The following is a 19016-nucleotide window of genomic DNA, read 5'->3' as shown; positions in this document are numbered from 1 at the left end:
AAAAGCCCCCGCGATTCGTTCGCGGGGGCTTCTCGATGTGTCGGACTATAGCGTCAGAGCGTCACTCCGTGGCGATGTCGCCGCTGATGATCTCGCCGAAGAGTTCCCACTTCTCGCCCTTGAAACGCTGCATCTGGAGCTGGGCGATCGGGGCGAAGTCGGTTGGGCTGGTGTTGATCTTGACGCCGGGCAGCAGGGTATCCGGTGCGAAATCCTTCAACGAGGCCGCCTGCTTCATGATGTTGGCCCGGGTCAGATCGTCGCCGCACATCTCCAGGACCTTGGCCAGCGTCGACGCCGCGCCGTAGCCGTAGACCATGCTGGTGTCGGACTTGTCGGCACCCGGCATGTACTTGTCGACGAACTCGTTCCACTTCTTCATGCCGGGGTCGTTGGCCCACTGCGGGTCCGTGGAGTCCTTGGCATAGGCCGCCGACAGCACGCCCTGCGAGGCCTCGAAGCCGGCCGGCTTCATCACGCTGCCGACCGAGATCGACACGTTGGTGAGGATCTGCAGCGGCTTCCAGCTCAGCTCGGCGGTCTTCTTGATGGTCTGGGCCGCGAACTTCGGCGTCGCGTAGATCAGCAGGACGTCGGGATTGGCCGCCTTGATCTTGACGATGTGACCGTCGATCGAGGGTTCGGACACCTCGTAGCTTTCTTCCATGATGATCATGGACGCGCCCTTGGCGCCCAGGCCGTCCTTGGTGCCCTTGAGGTAGTCTTTGCCGAAATCGTCGTTCTGATAGAGGATCGCGATCTTGGCGTCCGGCTTTTCCTTCAACAGCCATTTCGCGTAGATCTGCGCTTCGCTCTGGTAGGACGGCTGCCAGCCCATGGTCCAGGGGAAGTTCTTCGGGTCATTCCACTTGGTGGCGCCGGTGGCGACGAACAGCTGCGGGATCTTCTTGGCGTTGAGGTATTTCTGGATCGCGCTGTTCGAGGGCGTGCCGAGCGGGTTGAACACGACGATCACCTCGTCGCTCTCGACCAGCTTGCGGACCTGCTCGACGGCCTTCGGCGGCGAATAGCCGTCGTCATAGGTGACGAAGTTGATCTTGCGGCCGTTGATGCCGCCCTTGTCGTTGATCATCTTGAAGTAGGCTTCTTCGGTCTTGCCGATGATGCCATAGGCCGAGGCCGGACCGCTATACGGCATGATGTTGCCGATCTTGATCTCGGTATCGGACGCGCCGGTGTCATATTTTTTCTGGGCGAATGCGGCGCCGGAGGTGAGAGTGATGACCGCCGTTGCCGTCACCAGCGCAGCGGTTCGCAGTGTTCTTTCAAAAAACAATTCGGGTCTCCTTAGCTTAATCAACGGGTTGTCAGTTCTTTCTGAGCCGGCCGACGAGTTGCTGGCCCATGATCGCAATCTGCCTCGCGCCGTGCGGCACGAGGTAGATGACGGCGAACAGGAGTACGCCGAACACCGCGCCGGAGAGGCCCTTGGAGATGCCCTCCGCCATGTTCGGCACGAAGATGATGAAGGCGGCGCCGACGAACGAGCCGGGCAGCCAGCCGACGCCACCGACGACCATGCCGAGGAACAGCGAGATCGCAAGCGTGATCGTGTAGCTGTCGGGCGCGACGAACTGCACGGCGATGGCGCCAAGCGAGCCGGCAACGCCGGTGATGCCGGCGGACACGCCGAAGGCCAGCGTCTTGTACAGTGCGACGTTGACGCCCATCGAGGAGGCCGCGATCTCGTTGTCGCGGATCGCCATGAAGGCGCGGCCCGACCGGGAGCGCAGCAGGTTGACCGAGAAGATGTAGATCGCGAGCACGACGGCGAGCGAGAAGTAGTAGAGCCAGGTGTCCTGCGACATAGGCAGCCCGAACGGCGCGTCGGGCTTGGTGACGACGAGGCCCTGCACGCCGCCGGTCCAGTGCTCGAGGAAGTTCAGCTTCAGCAGCTGCGGCATCGCGGTGGCAAGCGCAAAGGTCGCGAGCGCGAGATAGACGCCCGACAGCCGCAGCGCCGGCTTGCCGAACAGGTAGCCGAATGCGAAGCAGACCGCGGCGGAAATCGGAATTGTCAGCGCATAGTTGACGTTGAAGTACTCCATCAGCACCGCCGACGTATAAGCGCCCACGGCGTAGAAGGCGCTCTGGCCGAGCGAGAACTGGCCGGAGCCGCCCGTCAGGATGTTCAAGGCCAGCACCGCGAGCCCGTAGATCAGGAGCATCGTCATCTGGAAGATGATGAAGTTCTTGACGAACACCGGCACGATCAACAGCACCGCCAGCACCAACAGAGAGGTGCCCGTGCCCAGCGTCATCGCCCGCTTCGGAACCGCCTCGACGGCCGGGGCTTCCGTGACGACGTCTTCTGCAGCGCTCATGATCAAACTCGCTTGACGATTTGCCGGCCGAACAGGCCAGCGGGTTTGACGACCAGGACGGAAATGATCAGCGCGAGCGCGATCGGAAGCTTCAGCTCGTTGCCGACGCCGGGAATGTAGGTGCCGGCGAGGTTCTCGAAGACGCCGACCAGGAAGCCGCCGACCACGGCGCCGAACGGGCTGGTCAGTCCGCCGAGCACCGCCGCGGCGAAGCCGTAGATCAGCACGCCGCCCATCATATTGGGCTCGAGGAACACGACCGGTGCGATCAGCATGCCGGCGATCGCACCGATCGCGGACGCCATGCCCCAGCCGAGCGCGATCATCCAGCTCGTGTTGATGCCGACCAGTCGGGCCGATTCAGGCACGGAGGCGGCCGCGCGCATGGCGAGGCCGATCTTGGTGTACTGGAAGAAGAAGTAGAGGCCGAGCAGCAGCAGCACGGTGACGCCGATCATGCCGGCCTGGTGGGTCGAGATCAGCTGGCTGCCGAGGAAGGGCGAGGAGCCGAACGGGGTCGGATACTGCTTAATGGTGAAGTCCCAGATCAGGCCGGCCGAGGAGTTGATGATCGCGAACAGCGCGATAAAGCCGGCGACGTTGGTCAGCACCGGCGCCTTGGCGAGCGGCTTGAACAGGATGCGCTCGATCGCGATGCCGCCGACAAAGGACAATGCCAGCGTGATCACGAAGGCAGCCCAATATGGGATGCCCCATTGCATCAGCTGCCAGGAGATGAAGGTCGAGAACATCGCCATCTCACCCTGGGCGAAGTTGAGATGGTCGATCGCCTGATAGATCATGACCACGGCGAGCGCCATGCAGGCGTAGATCGCGCCCGTGGCGATGCCGGCCAGCACTTGGTTGGTGAACAGCTCCATCGTGCCGGCTCCTCAGTAACCCAGGTAGGATTTGCGGATTTCTTCGTTGTTCGCGATGTCCTTGGCGTTGCCCGACATCACGATGCGCCCGGTCTCGATCACATAGGCCTGGTCGGCGAGCTCCAGCGCGAGCTGGGCGTTCTGCTCGACCACCAGGATCGACACCTTGTCCTCGCGGTTGATCTTGCCGAGGATGCCGAACAGGTCGCGCACCACCAGCGGCGCCAGGCCGAACGAAGGCTCGTCCAGCAGCATCAGCCGCGGCCGCAGCATCAGGGCGCGGGCGACCGCCAGCATCTGCTGCTCGCCGCCCGAGAGCGTGCCGGCCTGCTGGGTATGCCGCTGCTTGAGCACCGGGAAATGCGCATACATGCGCTCGATGTCGGAGACGATGCCGGCGCTGTCCTTGCGGGTGATCGCGCCGAGCTGGAGGTTTTCCTCCACCGTCATGGTGGTGAAGGTGCCGCGGCCCTGCGGCACATGGGCGATGCCGAACCGCACGATGCTCTCGGTGGAGCGGTTGTTCAGCGGCTTGCCGTCGAACTCGATGCCGCCGGTTGAGCGCACCATGTTGCAGATCGCGCGCAGCGTGGTGGTCTTGCCGGCGCCGTTGGCCCCCAGCAACGTGGTCAGCGATCCCTCGCTGAGCGAGAAGGACAGACCGTGGAGGGCCTGGACCTGGCCGTAATAGGCGCGCAGGTCCTTGACGTTGAGCAGCGTCGTCATTGGTCCTTGCTCCCGAGATAGGCCTTGATGACGTCGGGATCCGCCTGCACCTGGGCGGGTGTGCCTTCCGCGAGCTTCTTGCCGAAATTCAGCGCGACGACGTGGTCGGCGATCGACATCACGAGGCCCATGTGATGCTCGACCAGCAGCACGGTCATGTGGCGTTCGTCGCGGATGCGGCGGATGAGGTCGCCGAGCACGTAGACTTCCTCGTGGTTGAGGCCGCCGGCGGGCTCGTCGAGCAGCAGGATCTTCGGATCGGCAGCGAGCGCGCGCGCCAGCTCGACGCGCTTCTGCGTGCCGAACGGCAGGCCCGACACGACGGTGTGGGCGACGTCCTCGAGGTCGAGATAGGCGAGGATCTCGTGCACCTTCTTGTTGACGTCGCTCTCGCTGCGGCGAACCCAGGCCAGCCGCAGCGAGTCGCTGATGATGTCGCTGGAGGTGCGGGCATGGGTGCCGACGCGGACATTGTCCATCACCGACAAATTCGGAAACAGCGCCACGTTCTGAAAGGTGCGGCCGATGCCGATCTCCGCGATCCGGTGCGGCGGGCGCGTCAGGATGCTCGCGCCCTCCATCAGGATGTCGCCGGACGACGGCTGGTAGAGCCGCGAGAGGCAGTTGAAGAGCGTGGTCTTGCCGGCGCCGTTAGGGCCGATCAAGCCGAGGATCTGGCCCTTGTGCATGTCAAAGGACACACCATTGAGCGCGACGATGCCGCCGAACACGACGCTGACGTCGCGAACCGCGAGCAGGGGCGATGTCCCCTGCGCGAGCTGTGCCTGCGTCATCTCGTCTCGCCCACTGTGTTCAGTGAGCGAAGGGGCGATGTGAACCGCTCCCGATGATGACAAAGGCTATCTGATCCCCTCGGCCACACGCGCAACTTTCCCTCCTGATTTCAGCTTTTTGCTGACGTCTTTTTTGGAATGCGGCATCAGACCCCCGAGTGCCGCTTCGATGTTCCTTACCATCGCAAGCAGACGCGGTCCAATGTCGTTGATCAAACGCTCTTCCGTGAAGCGGAATGCGGGCGCGCCGCAATTGAATGCGTAAGGACCGGTTCCGTCGTTGAGCCTGAGCGCGACGCCGGCGGCGCCGATGTCGTCGTGCCAGTCGCCGACCGAAATCGCAAATCCATATTTCGCGACCGTCTCGCCGGAGCGCTCCAAGCCGTCGCGCATCTTGGGCCAGCGGCTGCCGTAATGTTCGCGCAAGACACGAGACAGTTCCGCCCGATCGTTTTCCTCAAGCGCCCAGAAATAGGCGCGGCCCATCGCGCTGGTTGCAATCGGCACGCGGGAGCCGACGTCAAGTTGAACGCCGACCGTCTCGCTGCCGCGGCTTTGCCCGAAATAGATCATGCTGTGACGGTCGCGGCCGCCGACAGCAACGGCTCCGCCGGTCGCGCGCATCATTTCCTCGCGAAACGGCTCGGACAAATGCCGAACGCCGAGATTGGACAACGCGGCGTAGCCGAGCGCCATCGCGGCCGGCGCAAGCTGATATTTCTCGAAGCGGGGAACCGGCGTCAGATAGCCGAGCTTGGTCAAGGTATAGGTCAGCCGCGAAACGGTCGGCTTGGGCAAATTGGTGCGGGCCGCGATTTCCTGATTGCCAAGAAGTCCGTCGCTGGGCTGGAATGCGCGCAATACGTCAAGTCCGCGGGAAAGCGCGACGACGAAATTCCGATCGGTCGCTGTCTTCTTTCCTGTACGCTTCATCCCTGATCTGCTTCTTGCGCGGAGTCGTTGACAAGCCACGTGCTTCAAAATAACCCTGCCGTCAAGATGCGGAATTAAATTCCGCAATGCGAAATTGAACAAAGTTACCCCACCAAGGAGGGACACCGTGAGCGAAGTGGTCAAGCTTGAGCGTCATGACGAAGTCGGGATCGTCACGGTCGACAGCCCTCCGGTCAACGCGCTGAGCGCCGCCGTTCGTGGCGGAATTCTGGAGTGCATCAAGGCCGCGGTCGCCGATCCCGCCATAAAGGGCATCGTGCTGACCTGTGCCGGCCGCACCTTCATCGCGGGCGCCGACATCACCGAATTCGGCAAGCCGCCGAAGCCGCCCGCCCTTAACGACGTGCTTTCCGAGATCGAGAATTCACCGAAGCCGGTCGTGGCCGCGATCCACGGCACCGCGCTCGGCGGTGGCCTCGAGGTCGCGCTCGCCTGTCATTTCCGCGTCGCGGTGAAGGAAGCCAAGCTCGGCCTCCCCGAGGTGAAGCTCGGCCTGCTGCCGGGCGCCGGCGGCACCCAGCGCCTGCCGCGCGCGGTTGGACCGGAGCTCGCGGTCAAGATGATCGTCGGCGGTGATCCGATCGGAGCGGCGGAAGCGCTGAAGAACGGTCTGATCGAGGAGATCGTCGAGGGTCCGGCCGCCGGTGGCGAAGCCTTCGTACGAAAGCTGCTGGCTGAAAAGCGTCCGCTGCGCCGCCTGCGTGACGACGACTCCAAGATCGCAGCGGCCAAGGCCGACCGCTCGATCTTCACCAATGCGGTCGCCGCCATGACCAAGAAGTCGCGCGGCCTGGAAGCGCCGTTCGCGGCGGCCGACGCCGTCGGCTACGCCATCGACCTGCCGTTCGACGAAGGTCTGAAGAAGGAGCGCGAGGGCTTCCTGAAGCTCGTCGCCAGCGATCAGTCCAAGGCGCAGCGTTATGCCTTCTTCGCGGAGCGCGAGGCCAGCAAGATCGCCGGCGTTCCTGAAGGGACCAAGCCGCGGCCCGTGAACCGCGTCGCCATCCTCGGCGCCGGCACGATGGGCGGTGGCATCGCGATGTCCTTTGCCAATGCCGGCGTTCCCGTCACCCTGATCGAGACAGGCGAGGAGCAGCTCAAGCGCGGCATGGGCATCATGCAGAAGAACTGGGAAGCGACCGCGGCACGGGGCGGCATCCCGGCGGATGCGCCCGCGAAGCGCATGGCGCTGATCAACGGCGTCGTGGGCATCGAGAACGTCGGCGACGCCGACCTCGTCATCGAAGCCGTGTTCGAGACCATGGCAGTGAAAAAGGAAGTGTTCGGCAAGCTCGACCAGTACGTCAAGCCGGGCGCCGTGCTCGCCTCCAACACCTCCTACCTGAACATCGACGAGATCGCGAAGTCGACCAAGCGTCCGCAGGACGTGCTCGGCATGCACTTCTTCTCTCCCGCCAACGTCATGAAATTGTGCGAGATCGTGCGCGCCGACAAGACCGCGCCGGATGCCCTTGTGACGGCGGTCTCGATCGCGCGCAAAATCGCAAAAGTGCCGGCCGTGGTCGGCGTCTGCGACGGCTTTGTCGGCAACCGCATGCTGGCCCAGCGCGGCAAGCAGTCCGAGAAACTGCTGTTCGAAGGCGCGCTTCCGCAGCAGGTCGACGCCGTCGTGACGAAGTTCGGCATGCCGATGGGGCCGTTCGCGATGGGTGACCTCGCCGGCCTCGACATCGGCTGGCGCTCGCGCAAGGACCGCGGCATCAAGTCGGAGATCGCGGATGCGCTCTGCGAAGCCGGACGCTTCGGCCAGAAGACCGGCAAGGGCTATTACAAATACGAAGCCGGCTCCCGTTCGGCGCTGCCCGATCCCGAAGTCGAGAAGCTGATCGACGAGACGCTGCTTCGTTTGGGCCGCAAGAAGCGCGTCGTCAGCGACGATGAGATCCTCGAGCGCATGATGTACCCGATGATCAACGAGGGCGCGAAGATCCTGGAAGAGGGCATTGCCGCGCGCCCGTCCGATATCGACGTGGTCTGGCTCTATGGCTATGGCTGGCCGATCTACCGCGGCGGCCCGATGTTCTGGGCCGACACCGTCGGCCTCAAGCACATCGCCGATCGGCTCTCCTTCTACGCCAAGGAGACCAACGATCCGAGCCTCGAGCCCGCGCCGCTGCTGAAGAAGCTCGCGGCCGAAGGCAAGACCTTCGCCTCGCTCGCGGCGGGCTCGAAAGCGGCGTGATTGGATTGGCGGTGGCTGTGATGTCTCGTCCCGGGCAACGCTCTCTCCGTTCCCTCCCCCCTTGTGGGGGAGGGTCAGGGACGGGGGCAGCCCCGGGCGCCGGCGTTTGTGGCCACCTCCTTCCCCAACCTTTCCCCACAAGGGGGAAGGGAGCCGGTCCGCTTGTGCCCACCTCACACGGCATCGTCGCGGCCGCCTTGCAGAGTAACGACCCCTAATGACCCATCCCGGCGAACAGTTTTATCCCGAGGGCGTGCGCTGGGACGACACCATCGTCCAGGGCACGCTGCCTGATCTGCTGGCAAAAGCCGCCGCCGAGTACGGCCCGCGCACCGCGCTGGAATTCCGCGACCATCCGATTACCTACAGCGAACTCGCCGCGATGGCTGAGCGCGCAGCCGCCGCCTTCCTGCGCGCCGGCTACGGCAAGAACAGTTCGGTCGCGCTGTTCCTCGGCAATACGCCGGACCATCCCGTCAATTTCTTCGGCGCGCTGAAGGCCGGCGCCCGCGTCGCGCATCTCTCACCGCTCGACGGCGAGATCGCGCTGACGCACAAGGTCTCCGATTCCGGTTCGCGCCTGCTCGTCACCTCTAACCTGGCGGCGTTGCTGCCGACCGCGCTGAAATTCCTGGAGAAGGGCCTGATCGACCGCCTGGTGGTCTGCGAGGACGATAATTGGGGTAAGGTCGGCACGCCGCAGGCTGCGATCCCCAGCGATCCCCGCATCGTCACCTTCAAGGCCTTTGTCGAGGGCGCCACCGCGCCGGCAGAGTGGCCGCAAGTGAGCGCCGACGATGTCGCGCTGCTGCAATATACCGGTGGCACCACCGGCTTGCCCAAAGGCGCGATGCTGACCCACGGCAATCTCACCTCGGCCGTGTCGATCTACGACGTCTGGGGCAAGCCGTCGCGCGCGACGCGTGGCGACGTCGTCGAGCGCGTGATCTGCGTGCTGCCGCTGTTCCACATCTATGCGCTCACCGTCGTGCTGCTGTCCTCGCTCAGGCGCGGCAATCTGATCTCGCTGCATCAGCGTTTTGACGTCGAAGCGGTGATGCGCGACATCGAAATCAAGCGCGCAACCTACTTTCCCGGCGTGCCGACGATGTGGATCGCGATCGCAGCCCTTCCCGATCTCGACAAGCGCGATTTCTCCTCGCTGGCGACGATCGGCTCCGGGGGCGCGCCGCTGCCGGTGGAGATCGCGAGTTTCTTCGAGCGCAAAGTCGGCAAGAAGCTCCGCAGCGGCTGGGGCATGACCGAGACCTGCTCGCCCGGCACCGGCCATCCGCCTACAGGTCCCGATAAGCCCGGCTCGATCGGCCTGATGCTGCCCGGCATCGAGCTCGACGTCGTTTCCCTGGACGATCCCTCGAAGGTGCTGCCGCCGGGCGAAGTCGGCGAGATTCGCATCAAGGGCCCGAACGTCACCAAAGGCTACTGGAATAAGCCCGAAGGATCCGCGGAGGCCTTCGTCGACGGCCGCTTCCTCACCGGCGACATCGGCTATGTCGATACCGACGGCTATTTCTTCCTGGTCGACCGCAAGAAGGACATGATCATCTCTGGCGGCTTCAACGTCTATCCGCAGATGATCGAGCAGGCGATCTATACCATACCAGGCGTGCACGAGGTGATCGTGCTCGGTATTCCCGACCAGTACCGCGGCGAGGCCGCCAAAGCCTTCATCAAGCTGAAGACGGATGCAAAGCCGTTCTCGCTCGACGAGCTGCGCGCTCAGCTCGCCGGCAAGCTCGGCAAGCACGAATTGCCGGCGGAGGTCGAATTCGTCCACGATCTGCCGCGCACGCCGGTCGGAAAGCTGTCGCGCCACGAATTGCGCCAGCGGCAGAAACCGTCACAATCCGCCCAACTTGCCACCCGACTTGCATCAGGAGATCGCGCTTGACCGACGCCGTCATCGTTTCCACCGCCCGCACCCCGATCGGGAAGGCCTATCGCGGCGCGCTCAACGCCACCGAGGGCGCAACGCTGCTCGGCCACGCCATCGGCGAGGCCGTCGCGCGCGCCAAGATCGACCCCAAGGAGGTCGAGGACGTCGTGATGGGCGCAGCACTCCAGCAGGGCGCGACCGGCGGCAACATCGCGCGCAAGGCGCTGCTCCGTGCCGGTCTCCCCGTCACCGTCGCCGGCACCACTATCGACCGGCAATGCGCCTCGGGCCTGCAGGCGATCGCGCTCGCCGCGCGTTCGGTGATCTTCGACGGTGTCGAGATCGCGGTCGGCGGTGGCGGCGAGTCCATCTCGCTGGTGCAGAACGACAAGATGAACGGCTTCCACGCGCAGGACCCGGCGCTGCTCGAGATCAAGGGCGAGGTCTACATGCCCATGATCGACACCGCCGAGATCGTCGCCAAGCGCTACGGCATCTCGCGCGAAAAGCAGGACGAATATTCGCTGGAGAGCCAGCGCCGCACCGCCGCGGCGCAGCAGGGCGGAAAGTTCAAGGATGAGCTCGCGCCGATCACCACCAGGATGGCGGTGACCGACAAGGCCACCGGTGCAGTCTCGTTCAAGGACGTCACGCTGTCGCAGGACGAGGGCCCGCGCCCCGAGACCACCGCAGAAGGCCTCGCCGGCCTCAAGGCCGTCCGTGGCGAGGGATTTTCGGTCACCGCCGGCAATGCCAGCCAGCTTTCGGACGGCGCCAGCGCGAGCGTGATCATGAGCGACAAGGAAGCGGCAAAGCGCGGGCTGAACCCGCTCGGCATCTTCCGCGGCTTCGTCTCCGCCGGCTGCGAGCCGGACGAGATGGGCATCGGCCCGGTATTCGCCGTGCCGCGCCTGCTCAAGCGTCATGGCCTGACCGTCGACGACATCGGCCTGTGGGAGCTGAACGAAGCTTTCGCGGTGCAGGTGCTGTATTGCCGCGACAAGCTCGGCATCGACCCCGACAAGATCAATGTCGACGGCGGCGCGATCGCGGTGGGCCATCCCTACGGCATGTCGGGCGCGCGCCTCACCGGCCACGCTCTGATTGAAGGCCGCCGCCGCAAGGCGAAGTACGCGGTCGTCACCATGTGCGTCGGCGGCGGCATGGGCGCGGCGGGGCTTTTCGAGGTGTTGCAGTAGCCGTCGTCCAGTAACCGTCGTCCCGGCGAAAGCCGGGACCCATACTCCGCAGCAGGAGTGTGGCACGCGAACAACAATGGCCTTCGCAAACCAACGAAGGCCGGTGGTTATGGGTCCCGGCCTTCGCCGGGACGACACATTCACAGGAGGATCCGATGGATCTCGCATTCACGAAAGAAGAGCAGGCGTTTCGCGAGGAAGTGCGGTCATTCTTCCGCGACAACGTGCCGCCGGATACGCGGCGCAAGCTGGTCGAGGGCCGCCACCTCTCGAAGGACGAGATGGTGACGTGGTGGCGCATCCTCAACAAGAAGGGCTGGGGCGTCAGCCACTGGCCCAAGCAATATGGCGGCACCGGCTGGACCTCCGTGCAGCACTATATCTTCAACGAGGAGCTGCAGTCCTATCCGGCGCCGCAGCCGCTCGCCTTCGGCGTCAGCATGGTGGGTCCCGTCATCTACACCTTCGGCAATGAAGAGCAGAAGAAGCAGTATCTGCCGCGCATCGCCAATGTCGACGACTGGTGGTGCCAGGGCTTCTCCGAGCCCGGCTCCGGCTCCGACCTCGCCTCGCTGAAGACGAAGGCCGAGCGCAAGGGCGACAAGTGGATCATCAACGGCCAGAAGACCTGGACCACGCTCGCCCAGCACGCCGACATGATCTTCTGCCTCTGCCGCACCGACCCGTCCGCCAAGAAGCAGATGGGCATCTCCTTCATCGTGTTCTCGATGAAGTCCAAGGGCGTCACGGTGCGCCCGATCCAGACCATCGACGGCGGCGCCGAGGTCAACGAGGTATTCTTCGACGACGTCGAAGTGCCCATCGAGAACCTGATCGGCGAGGAGAACAAGGGCTGGGATTACGCGAAATTCCTGCTCGGCAATGAGCGCACCGGCATCGCCCGGGTCGGCGTCTCCAAGGAGCGGCTCCGCCGCATCCGCGATCTCGCCGGTAAGGTCGAATCCGGCGGCAAGCCGATCATTCAGGACGCAGCCTTCCGCGACAAGCTCGCGGCCTGCGAGATCGAGCTCAAGGCGCTCGAACTCACCCAGCTCCGCGTCGTCGCCGACGAAGGCAAGCACGGCAAGGGCAAGCCCAATCCGGCTTCCTCCGTGCTGAAGATCAAGGGCTCCGAGATCCAGCAGACCACCACCGAGCTGCTGATGGAGGTGATCGGCCCGTTCGCAGCACCCTATGACGTGCACGGCGACGACGGCTCGAACGAAGCCATGGACTGGACCGCCCAGATCGCGCCGAGCTATTTCAACAACCGCAAGGTCTCGATCTACGGCGGCTCCAACGAGATCCAGCGCAACATCATCGCCAAGGCGGTGCTGGGGCTTTGATCGTACACCATCAACACGCACTCACCGTCATGGCCGGGCCTGACCCGGCCATCCACGCCTAGCGCCACGAAAGAACGTGGATGCCCGGCATAAGGCCGGGCATGACGAAATCGATACCGGAGAGCAAACAACATGGATTTTGATCTGAACGAGGAGCAGCGGCTTCTCAAGGAAAGCATCGACGGCCTCTTGACCGATTCCTACGATTTCGAGAGCCGCAAGAAGTACATGAAGGAGAAGGGCGGCTGGAGCAAAGCGGTCTGGGGCAAGCTCGCCGAGCAGGGCCTGCTCGGTCTGCCCTTCGCGGAGGCCGATGGCGGCTTCGGCGGCGGCGGCGTCGAGACCATGATCGTGATGGAGGCGCTCGGCAAGGCACTGGTGCTCGAGCCTTACCTCGCAACCGTCGTGATCGGCGGCGGCTTCCTGCGCCATGCGGGCAGCGATGCGCAGAAGGCCGCGCATGTGCCCGGCATCGTAGACGGCAGCAAGACGCTCGCCTTTGCCCAGCTCGAGAAGAACTCGCGCTACGATCTCTTCGACGTCACCACGACGGCGAAGAAGAAGGGCGACGGTTGGGTCATCGACGGCGAGAAGTTCGTCGTGCTCAACGGCGAGAACGCAGATACCCTCATCGTCACCGCGCGCACCAGGGGCGAGCGCCGCGACAAGAGCGGCATCGGCGTGTTCCTGGTGCCGGCCGACGCCAAGGGCGTCGCCAAGAAGTCGTACCCGACCCAGGACGGCCTGCACGCCGCCGACATCACCTTCACCGGCGTCGAAATCGGTGCCGATGCGGCGCTCGGCAATCCCGACGACTCGCTCGCGCTGATCGAGCGTGTGGTCGACGAAGCTCGCATCGCGCTCTGCGCCGAAGCGGTCGGCCTGATGGACGAATCGCTCAAGACCACGGTCGAGTACATCAAGACGCGCAAGCAGTTCGGGGTGCCGATCGGCTCGTTCCAGTCGCTGCAGCACCGCGCCTCCGACATGTTCGTCGCCACCGAGCAGGCGCGATCGATGTCGATGTTCGCGACCATGGCTGCTGATTTCGAGGACGCCAAGGAGCGCAGCAATGCCGTTGCCGCGGCCAAGGTGCAGATCGGCAAGTCGCTGAAGTTCGTGGGACAGCAGGCGATCCAGCTCCACGGCGGCATCGGCATGACCATGGAGGCGAAGATCGGCCATTACTTCAAGCGCCTGACCATGATCGAGAACTCGTTCGGCGACACCGACTACCACCAGCGCCGCGTGGCGGACGGTGGCGGGTTGATCTAAGGACGGTAGCTGTCATCCCCCGCGAAAGCGGGGATCCAGTACGCCGCGGCCCCTTGGTTCGAGTCTCGCCGTCTCTGGAATACTGGATCGCCCGGTCAAGCCGGGCGATGTCGTCTGAACAAGTGGCCTCAACGGAGCCCAACAACAATGAAAAACACCCCGTTCGATCTCACCGGCAAGGTCGCCGTGGTCACCGGCTCCAGCCGTGGCATCGGCCGCTCCTCCGCCGAGCTGCTCGCAAAGCTCGGCGCCAAAGTCGTGGTCTCCTCGCGCAAGGCCGATGCCTGCAAGGCAGTCGCCGACGGCATCAAGGCGGCCGGCGGCGAGGCCACCGTCATCCCCTGCAACATCGCGCGCAAGCAGGAGGTCGAGGCGCTGATCGCGGGCACGATCAAGCATTACGGCAAGATCGACATCCTCGTCTGCAACGCCGCGGTCAACCCGTATTACGGCCCGCTGCTCGACATCACCGACGAGGCCTTCGACAAGATCATGGGCTCGAACGTCAAGAGCAACATCTGGCTCTCCGCGCTTGCGATCCCGCAGATGGCCGACCGCGGCAACGGCTCAGTCGTCATCATCTCCTCGATCGGCGGCTTGCGCGGTTCGACCGTGATCGGCGCCTACGGCATTTCAAAGGCCGCTGACTTCGCGCTATGCCGTTCGCTCGCCGGCGAATGGGGCCCGAAAGGCGTCCGCGTCAACTGCATCGCGCCCGGCCTCGTCAAGACCGACTTCGCTCGCGCGCTGTGGGAAGATGAAGCGAATCTGAAGCGCCGCACCGCCACCACCCCGCTTCGCCGCATCGGCGAACCCGACGAAATCGCAGGCGCAGTGGCCTACCTCGCTTCCGACGCGTCGAGCTTCATGACGGGACAAACGATCGTCATCGACGGCGGCGTGACCACCGCGGCGCCGTAACTCCTGCTCTACTTGCAATGGTACGCCGGGCGCGCTTCACTTATCCTCCGCTAGAGGGGGAGGGTCGCTTCGTGTTGCCCAGAGCGCAACGCGAGGCGGGGTGGGGTGAAGCCGCAAAGGCGGTATCGCTTGCGTCGACGAGACGGCTGCTGCTCACCAAGTTCGCGGATAGTCTGTCACCCCGCTCCGGTTCGCGTTCCGCTTCGCTGCATGCGAGCCCACCCTGCCCTCCAGGGGAGGGTGGGAGGACAGCCGTCTTGACCTTCCCGCCCTAATCCGCTCCCTTTGGCGAAACACAATAGCCCCTCACCGGACAACGCCGGGAAAACGCCAAAGACAACATCAAGGTTTGATTCCATGTCTTTCGTCCTCGCCATCGACCAGGGCACCACCTCCTCGCGCGCGATCGTGTTTCGCGGCGACATTTCCATTGCGGCGAAGGCGCAGGCCGAGTTTCCGCAGCATTTCCCCGCCTCGGGTTGGGTCGAGCACGAGCCCGAGGACATCTGGACCTCGACCGTGACGGTCTGCCGCGACGCGATCGCGCAGTCCGGTATCGGCGCAAAGGACATCGCCGCGATCGGCATCACCAACCAGCGCGAGACCACCGTGGTGTGGGACCGCGCCACCGGGCAGGCCGTGCATCGCGCCATCGTCTGGCAGGACCGCCGCACCGCCGACATCTGCGCGAAACTGAAAGCCGACGGCCGCGAGCCCGTGATCTCGCAGAAGACCGGCCTGATCATCGATCCCTATTTCTCCGGCACCAAGGCCGCCTGGATTCTCGACCACGTCCCCGGCGCACGGGCGCGCGCTGCCCGCGGCGAGCTGATGTTCGGCACCGTCGATTGCTATCTGCTGTGGCGTCTCACCGGCGGCAAGGTCCACGCCACCGACGCCACCAACGCCTCGCGCACGCTGCTGTTCAACATCCACACCGGCCAGTGGGACGACGAACTGCTCGAGATCATCGGCGTGCCGCGCTCGATGCTGCCCGAGGTGAAGGATTCCTCCGCCCGTTTCGGCGAGAGCACGCCGGATTTGTTCGGCGGCGCCATTGCGATCTGCGGCATCGCCGGCGACCAGCAGGCCGCGACCATCGGCCAGGCCTGCTTCCGTCCGGGGATGATGAAATCGACTTACGGCACCGGCTGCTTCGCCCTGCTCAACACCGGCACCACGCCCGTGGCCTCGAAGAACAAGCTGCTCACCACCATCGCCTACCAGCTCGGGGGCAAGCGCACCTATGCGCTCGAAGGCTCGATCTTCGTCGCAGGTTCGGCAGTGCAGTGGCTGCGCGACGGCCTCGGCATCATCAAGCATGCCGCCGAGACCGGACCTCTTGCTGATCAGTCGGACTCCATGCAGAGCGTCTATCTCGTCCCGGCCTTCGTCGGCATGGGCGCGCCGTACTGGAATCCGCGCGTGCGCGGCGCCCTGTTCGGCCTCACCCGCAACACCGGCCCGGCCGAGCTTGCCCACGCCGCCCTGGAAAGCGTCTGCTACCAGACCTTTGATCTCTGGGCCGCAATGCGCGCCGACTGGCCGAGCTCGGAGGTGGCAAGCGTCGTGCTCCGCGTCGATGGCGGCATGACCGCATCCGACTGGACCATGCAGCGCCTCGCCGACCTGCTCGATGCGCCGGTCGATCGCCCCGTGATCCAGGAGACGACGGCACTTGGCGCCGCCTATCTTGCCGGCCTCGAGGCCGGCGTCTATCCCGAGCCGACCAAATTCGCCGACAACTGGCGCCTGGAGCACCGCTTCAAGCCGAACATGAGCCAGGCGACGCGCGAGCGGAAGCTGGCGGGATGGGCGAGGGCGGTCAAGGGCGTGCTCGCGAGCGACGAGGGCGACGGCTAGGAGGATCTCGTAGCCTGGATGGAGCGCAGCGAAATCCGGGGTTCTCCATGGCACGATTCCCGAATTACGCTGCGCTCCATCCAGGCTACAAGAAACAGCAACAAAGGGAGCACCAACAATGAACACGGATTTCAACCGGGTCATCCAGAAGCTTTTTGGCGCCGCGATCTGCGCCGCGCTGCTCACCTCGACCTCCCTCGCGCGTGAGAAGCCGGACCCGCTCGGAAGCGCGCGTCAGGTCAAGACCGACGTCGCCGGTCTCAATGCTCCCGCGCAGATTCTGGTCGATGTCTGGGGCATCCCCCACATCTATGCAGACAATGAGCACGACCTGTTTTTCCTGCAGGGCTTCAACGCCGCGCGCGACCGGCTCTGGCAGATCGATCTCTGGCGCAAGCGCGGACTTGGTCTGCTGGCTAAGGATTTCGGCCCGGCCTATGCCGAACAGGACAAGGCGCTGCGGCTCTTTCTCTATCGCGGCGATATGAATGCGGAATGGGCGGCTTACGGCCCCAAGGGGAGGACCTATGCGGAGGCATTCGTCGCCGGGGTCAACGCCTATGTCGCCCATGTGCGCGCGGGCAAGCGCCCGCTGCCGATCGAATTCAGGATCGCCGGTACCAGGCCGGATCCGTGGACGGCGGACGACATCGTCCGCATCCGCAGCCACGGCCTGACGCGCAATGTCGCCTCCGAGGTCAAGCGCTCGTTGGTCGCCTGTGCGGCCGGCCTCGATGCCGATCGGTTTCGCGTCAAGCTCGAGCCGGCCTGGACGACGAAGATTCCCGATGGTCTCGATCCCTGCAGCGTGCCGAAGGCGGTGCTGGCGCCTTACGATCTGGCAACGCGTCCGGTCGCCTTTGCCGCGCCGAAAGATCGCCAGGCCGCACTCGCGCACGATCCCGACAAGTACCTCACCGAGGCCGACCAGCAACGCGACACCATCGGCTCCAACAATTGGGTGATCGCGGCGTCGCGGACCGCGACGGGACGGCCGATCCTCGCCAACGATCCGCATCGCGAGCACAGCGTGCCGTCGCTGCGCTACATCGTCGGCCTCAATGCGCCCGGCCTCTCCGTGATCGGTGCGGGCGAGCCGGCGCTGCCCGGCATCTCAATCGGCCACAACGGCACCATCGCCTTCGGTCTCACCATCTTCAACGTCGACCAGGAAGACCTCTACGTCTACGAGCTCAATCCGGAGAATCCCAACCAGTACCGCTATGGCACTGGCTGGGAGGACATGCGCATCGTCCACGAGAAAGAGCAGGTGAAAGGCGAGAGCGATCGCGATCTCGAGCTGAAATTCACCCGGCATGGTCCGGTGATCTATGTCGATGACGCCAACAAGCGCGCCTTCGCCGTGCGCTCGATCTGGTTCGAGCCCGGCACCTCGGCCTATTTCGGCTCCTCCGACTACATGACCGCGAAGGACTGGAACGGATTCCTCGGCGCAATGCGGCGCTGGGGCGCGCCGTCGGAGAATCAGGTCTATGCGGACACCAAGGGCAATATCGGCTGGGTCGCCGCCGGCAAGACGCCGCGGCGCGCCAACTATGATGGCCTGATGCCGGTGCCCGGCGACGGCCGCTACGAATGGCAGGGTTTTCTCTCGCTCGACGAACTGCCCAAGGCCTATCAGCCCAAGCAGGGCTTTCTCGCCACCGCCAACCAGATGAACCTGCCGGCGGATTATCCCGTCAGCGAGCGCAAGGTCGGCTTCGAATGGGCGGACAGTGCGCGCTGGCAGCGTATCACCGAGGTCCTGAAGGCCAACAGCAAGGTGACGCTGGCCGATGCCATGGATCTGCAGAACGACGACACCACGATGCTGGGCCGGCGGCTGGTCAAGCTGTTGCAGCCGCTCACTTCGGACGATGCCAACGTGAAGAAGGGCCTCGAACTGCTCAAGCCGTGGAATGCCCGTGATGCCGCCGACAGTGCCGCTGCTGCGGTGTTCGAGGTCTGGATCGCCAATCATCTTGGACCGGTACTGTTGAAGACCACGGCGCCCAAGGCCGCCGACCTGATCGCGCCCGAGGCGTCGAGCATTTCGGCGCTTGTTGCCTTCTTGGAATCTCCAGACGCGTCGTTTGGCTCCGATCCCGCCGCCGCGCGCGACCAGATCCTGCGCGACAGCCTCGGCGCCGCGGTGGCCGATGTGACGGCCAAGCTCGGGGCCGATTCCTCAACCTGGCGCTGGGGCCGCCTGCACGTCGCAAAATTCGACCATGCTCTGATGCCGCTTGCCGACAAGGCGACGGCCGCTCAGCTCTCGGTCGGTCCGCTGGCCTACGGCGGCGCGGCCAATGTGCCGCGCGCGGCCACCTACCGCCGCACCGATTATCAGCTGTTCGCCGGCGCCTCGTTCCGCATGGTGCTCGACGTCGGCAATTGGGATGCGAGCCGCACCATCAACACGCCGGGCCAGTCGGGCGATCCCTTCAGCGGCCACTATCGCGACCTCGCGCCGCTGTGGGCGACCGGCCAGTATGTGCCGCTGCTCTACAGCCGCGCTGCGGTCGAAGCGGCGGCGGCGGAGGCGATCACGCTGACGCCGCGGTGAATGAGGCGTATCCACAAACTCCGCCGTCGTCCTGGCGAAAGCCAGG

Annotated in this window: 14 protein-coding genes; 8 read left to right on the top strand and 6 right to left on the bottom strand. The window is 64.7% G+C overall.

Translation table 11 applies throughout. From position 1 onward, the window contains the following. Positions 1-61: 61 nt before the first annotated feature. The 6 genes from AC0L3B_RS12570 to AC0L3B_RS12545 all read right to left on the bottom strand — a co-directional run bounded on the left by AC0L3B_RS12570 (position 62) and on the right by AC0L3B_RS12545 (position 5679). Positions 62-1297 carry an ABC transporter substrate-binding protein gene (locus tag AC0L3B_RS12570; protein WP_026233592.1) on the bottom strand — a complete coding sequence of 412 codons (1236 nt, stop codon included), beginning with the start codon at positions 1295-1297 and terminating at the stop codon, positions 62-64. 31 nt (positions 1298-1328) lie between these two features. After that, positions 1329-2345, bottom strand: coding sequence for a branched-chain amino acid ABC transporter permease (locus AC0L3B_RS12565; protein ID WP_026233593.1), 1017 nt, complete (start codon positions 2343-2345; stop codon positions 1329-1331). A gap of 2 nt (positions 2346-2347) precedes the next feature. Then, positions 2348-3226: a branched-chain amino acid ABC transporter permease gene (locus AC0L3B_RS12560; protein WP_007599708.1), complete on the bottom strand. Its 879-nt coding sequence runs from the start codon at positions 3224-3226 to the stop codon at positions 2348-2350. Positions 3227-3238: 12 nt separating this feature from the next. Next, a complete protein-coding gene (locus AC0L3B_RS12555; RefSeq protein ID WP_007599709.1) occupies positions 3239-3952 on the bottom strand; it encodes an ABC transporter ATP-binding protein in 714 nt (237 codons plus the stop codon). Further along, a complete protein-coding gene (locus tag AC0L3B_RS12550) occupies positions 3949-4746 on the bottom strand; it encodes an ABC transporter ATP-binding protein (RefSeq protein WP_007599710.1) in 798 nt (265 codons plus the stop codon). The genes AC0L3B_RS12555 and AC0L3B_RS12550 overlap by 4 nt, the downstream gene beginning before the upstream one ends. 66 nt (positions 4747-4812) lie before the next feature. Beyond that, a complete protein-coding gene (locus AC0L3B_RS12545) occupies positions 4813-5679 on the bottom strand; it encodes an IclR family transcriptional regulator (RefSeq protein ID WP_007599713.1) in 867 nt (288 codons plus the stop codon). Between the two features lie 127 nt (positions 5680-5806). On the opposite strand from AC0L3B_RS12545, the gene AC0L3B_RS12540 reads away from it, so the two are divergent. The 8 genes from AC0L3B_RS12540 (at position 5807) to AC0L3B_RS12505 (ending at position 18970) form a co-directional block, all read left to right on the top strand. Further along, positions 5807-7903: a 3-hydroxyacyl-CoA dehydrogenase NAD-binding domain-containing protein gene (locus AC0L3B_RS12540; RefSeq protein WP_354159505.1), complete on the top strand. Its 2097-nt coding sequence runs from the start codon at positions 5807-5809 to the stop codon at positions 7901-7903. A 217-nt stretch (positions 7904-8120) separates the two neighbouring features. Then, entirely contained in the window at positions 8121-9815 is a 1695-nt protein-coding gene (pimA, locus tag AC0L3B_RS12535) for a dicarboxylate--CoA ligase PimA (protein WP_018454714.1), read from the top strand. Beyond that, positions 9812-10999 carry an acetyl-CoA C-acyltransferase gene (locus tag AC0L3B_RS12530; protein ID WP_247294166.1) on the top strand — a complete coding sequence of 396 codons (1188 nt, stop codon included), beginning with the start codon at positions 9812-9814 and terminating at the stop codon, positions 10997-10999. The genes pimA and AC0L3B_RS12530 overlap by 4 nt, the downstream gene beginning before the upstream one ends. 155 nt (positions 11000-11154) lie before the next feature. Next, on the top strand, positions 11155-12345 hold the full coding sequence (gene pimC, locus AC0L3B_RS12525) for a pimeloyl-CoA dehydrogenase large subunit (RefSeq protein WP_085351714.1): 1191 nt from the start codon (positions 11155-11157) through the stop codon (positions 12343-12345). Positions 12346-12477: 132 nt separating this feature from the next. Then, positions 12478-13620 carry a pimeloyl-CoA dehydrogenase small subunit gene (gene pimD, locus AC0L3B_RS12520; protein ID WP_085351715.1) on the top strand — a complete coding sequence of 381 codons (1143 nt, stop codon included), beginning with the start codon at positions 12478-12480 and terminating at the stop codon, positions 13618-13620. Between the two features lie 147 nt (positions 13621-13767). After that, on the top strand, positions 13768-14541 hold the full coding sequence (locus AC0L3B_RS12515; RefSeq protein WP_085351716.1) for an SDR family NAD(P)-dependent oxidoreductase: 774 nt from the start codon (positions 13768-13770) through the stop codon (positions 14539-14541). Positions 14542-14898: 357 nt separating this feature from the next. After that, positions 14899-16404: a glycerol kinase GlpK gene (glpK, locus tag AC0L3B_RS12510; protein ID WP_473380444.1), complete on the top strand. Its 1506-nt coding sequence runs from the start codon at positions 14899-14901 to the stop codon at positions 16402-16404. Positions 16405-16522: 118 nt separating this feature from the next. Beyond that, on the top strand, positions 16523-18970 hold the full coding sequence (locus AC0L3B_RS12505; protein WP_473380443.1) for a penicillin acylase family protein: 2448 nt from the start codon (positions 16523-16525) through the stop codon (positions 18968-18970). The last annotated feature ends 46 nt before the right edge of the window (positions 18971-19016 follow it).

It is taken from the genome of Bradyrhizobium sp. Kon56, from assembly GCF_055807635.1.
This window is presented reverse-complemented; position numbering and strand designations above follow the sequence as displayed.

Bases quoted from the DNA above. Each gene is read 5' to 3' on its own strand.
- pimD (WP_085351715.1), top strand. From the start codon at position 12,478: ATGGATTTTGATCTGAACGAGGAGCAGCGGCTTCTCAAGGAAAGCATC.
- pimC (WP_085351714.1), top strand. From the start codon at position 11,155: ATGGATCTCGCATTCACGAAAGAAGAGCAGGCGTTTCGCGAGGAAGTG.
- AC0L3B_RS12560 (WP_007599708.1), bottom strand. From the start codon at position 3,226: ATGGAGCTGTTCACCAACCAAGTGCTGGCCGGCATCGCCACGGGCGCG.
- pimA (WP_018454714.1), top strand. From the start codon at position 8,121: ATGACCCATCCCGGCGAACAGTTTTATCCCGAGGGCGTGCGCTGGGAC.
- AC0L3B_RS12555 (WP_007599709.1), bottom strand. From the start codon at position 3,952: ATGACGACGCTGCTCAACGTCAAGGACCTGCGCGCCTATTACGGCCAG.
- glpK (WP_473380444.1), top strand. From the start codon at position 14,899: ATGTCTTTCGTCCTCGCCATCGACCAGGGCACCACCTCCTCGCGCGCG.
- AC0L3B_RS12505 (WP_473380443.1), top strand. From the start codon at position 16,523: ATGAACACGGATTTCAACCGGGTCATCCAGAAGCTTTTTGGCGCCGCG.
- AC0L3B_RS12545 (WP_007599713.1), bottom strand. From the start codon at position 5,679: ATGAAGCGTACAGGAAAGAAGACAGCGACCGATCGGAATTTCGTCGTC.
- AC0L3B_RS12515 (WP_085351716.1), top strand. From the start codon at position 13,768: ATGAAAAACACCCCGTTCGATCTCACCGGCAAGGTCGCCGTGGTCACC.
- AC0L3B_RS12565 (WP_026233593.1), bottom strand. From the start codon at position 2,345: ATGAGCGCTGCAGAAGACGTCGTCACGGAAGCCCCGGCCGTCGAGGCG.
- AC0L3B_RS12550 (WP_007599710.1), bottom strand. From the start codon at position 4,746: ATGACGCAGGCACAGCTCGCGCAGGGGACATCGCCCCTGCTCGCGGTT.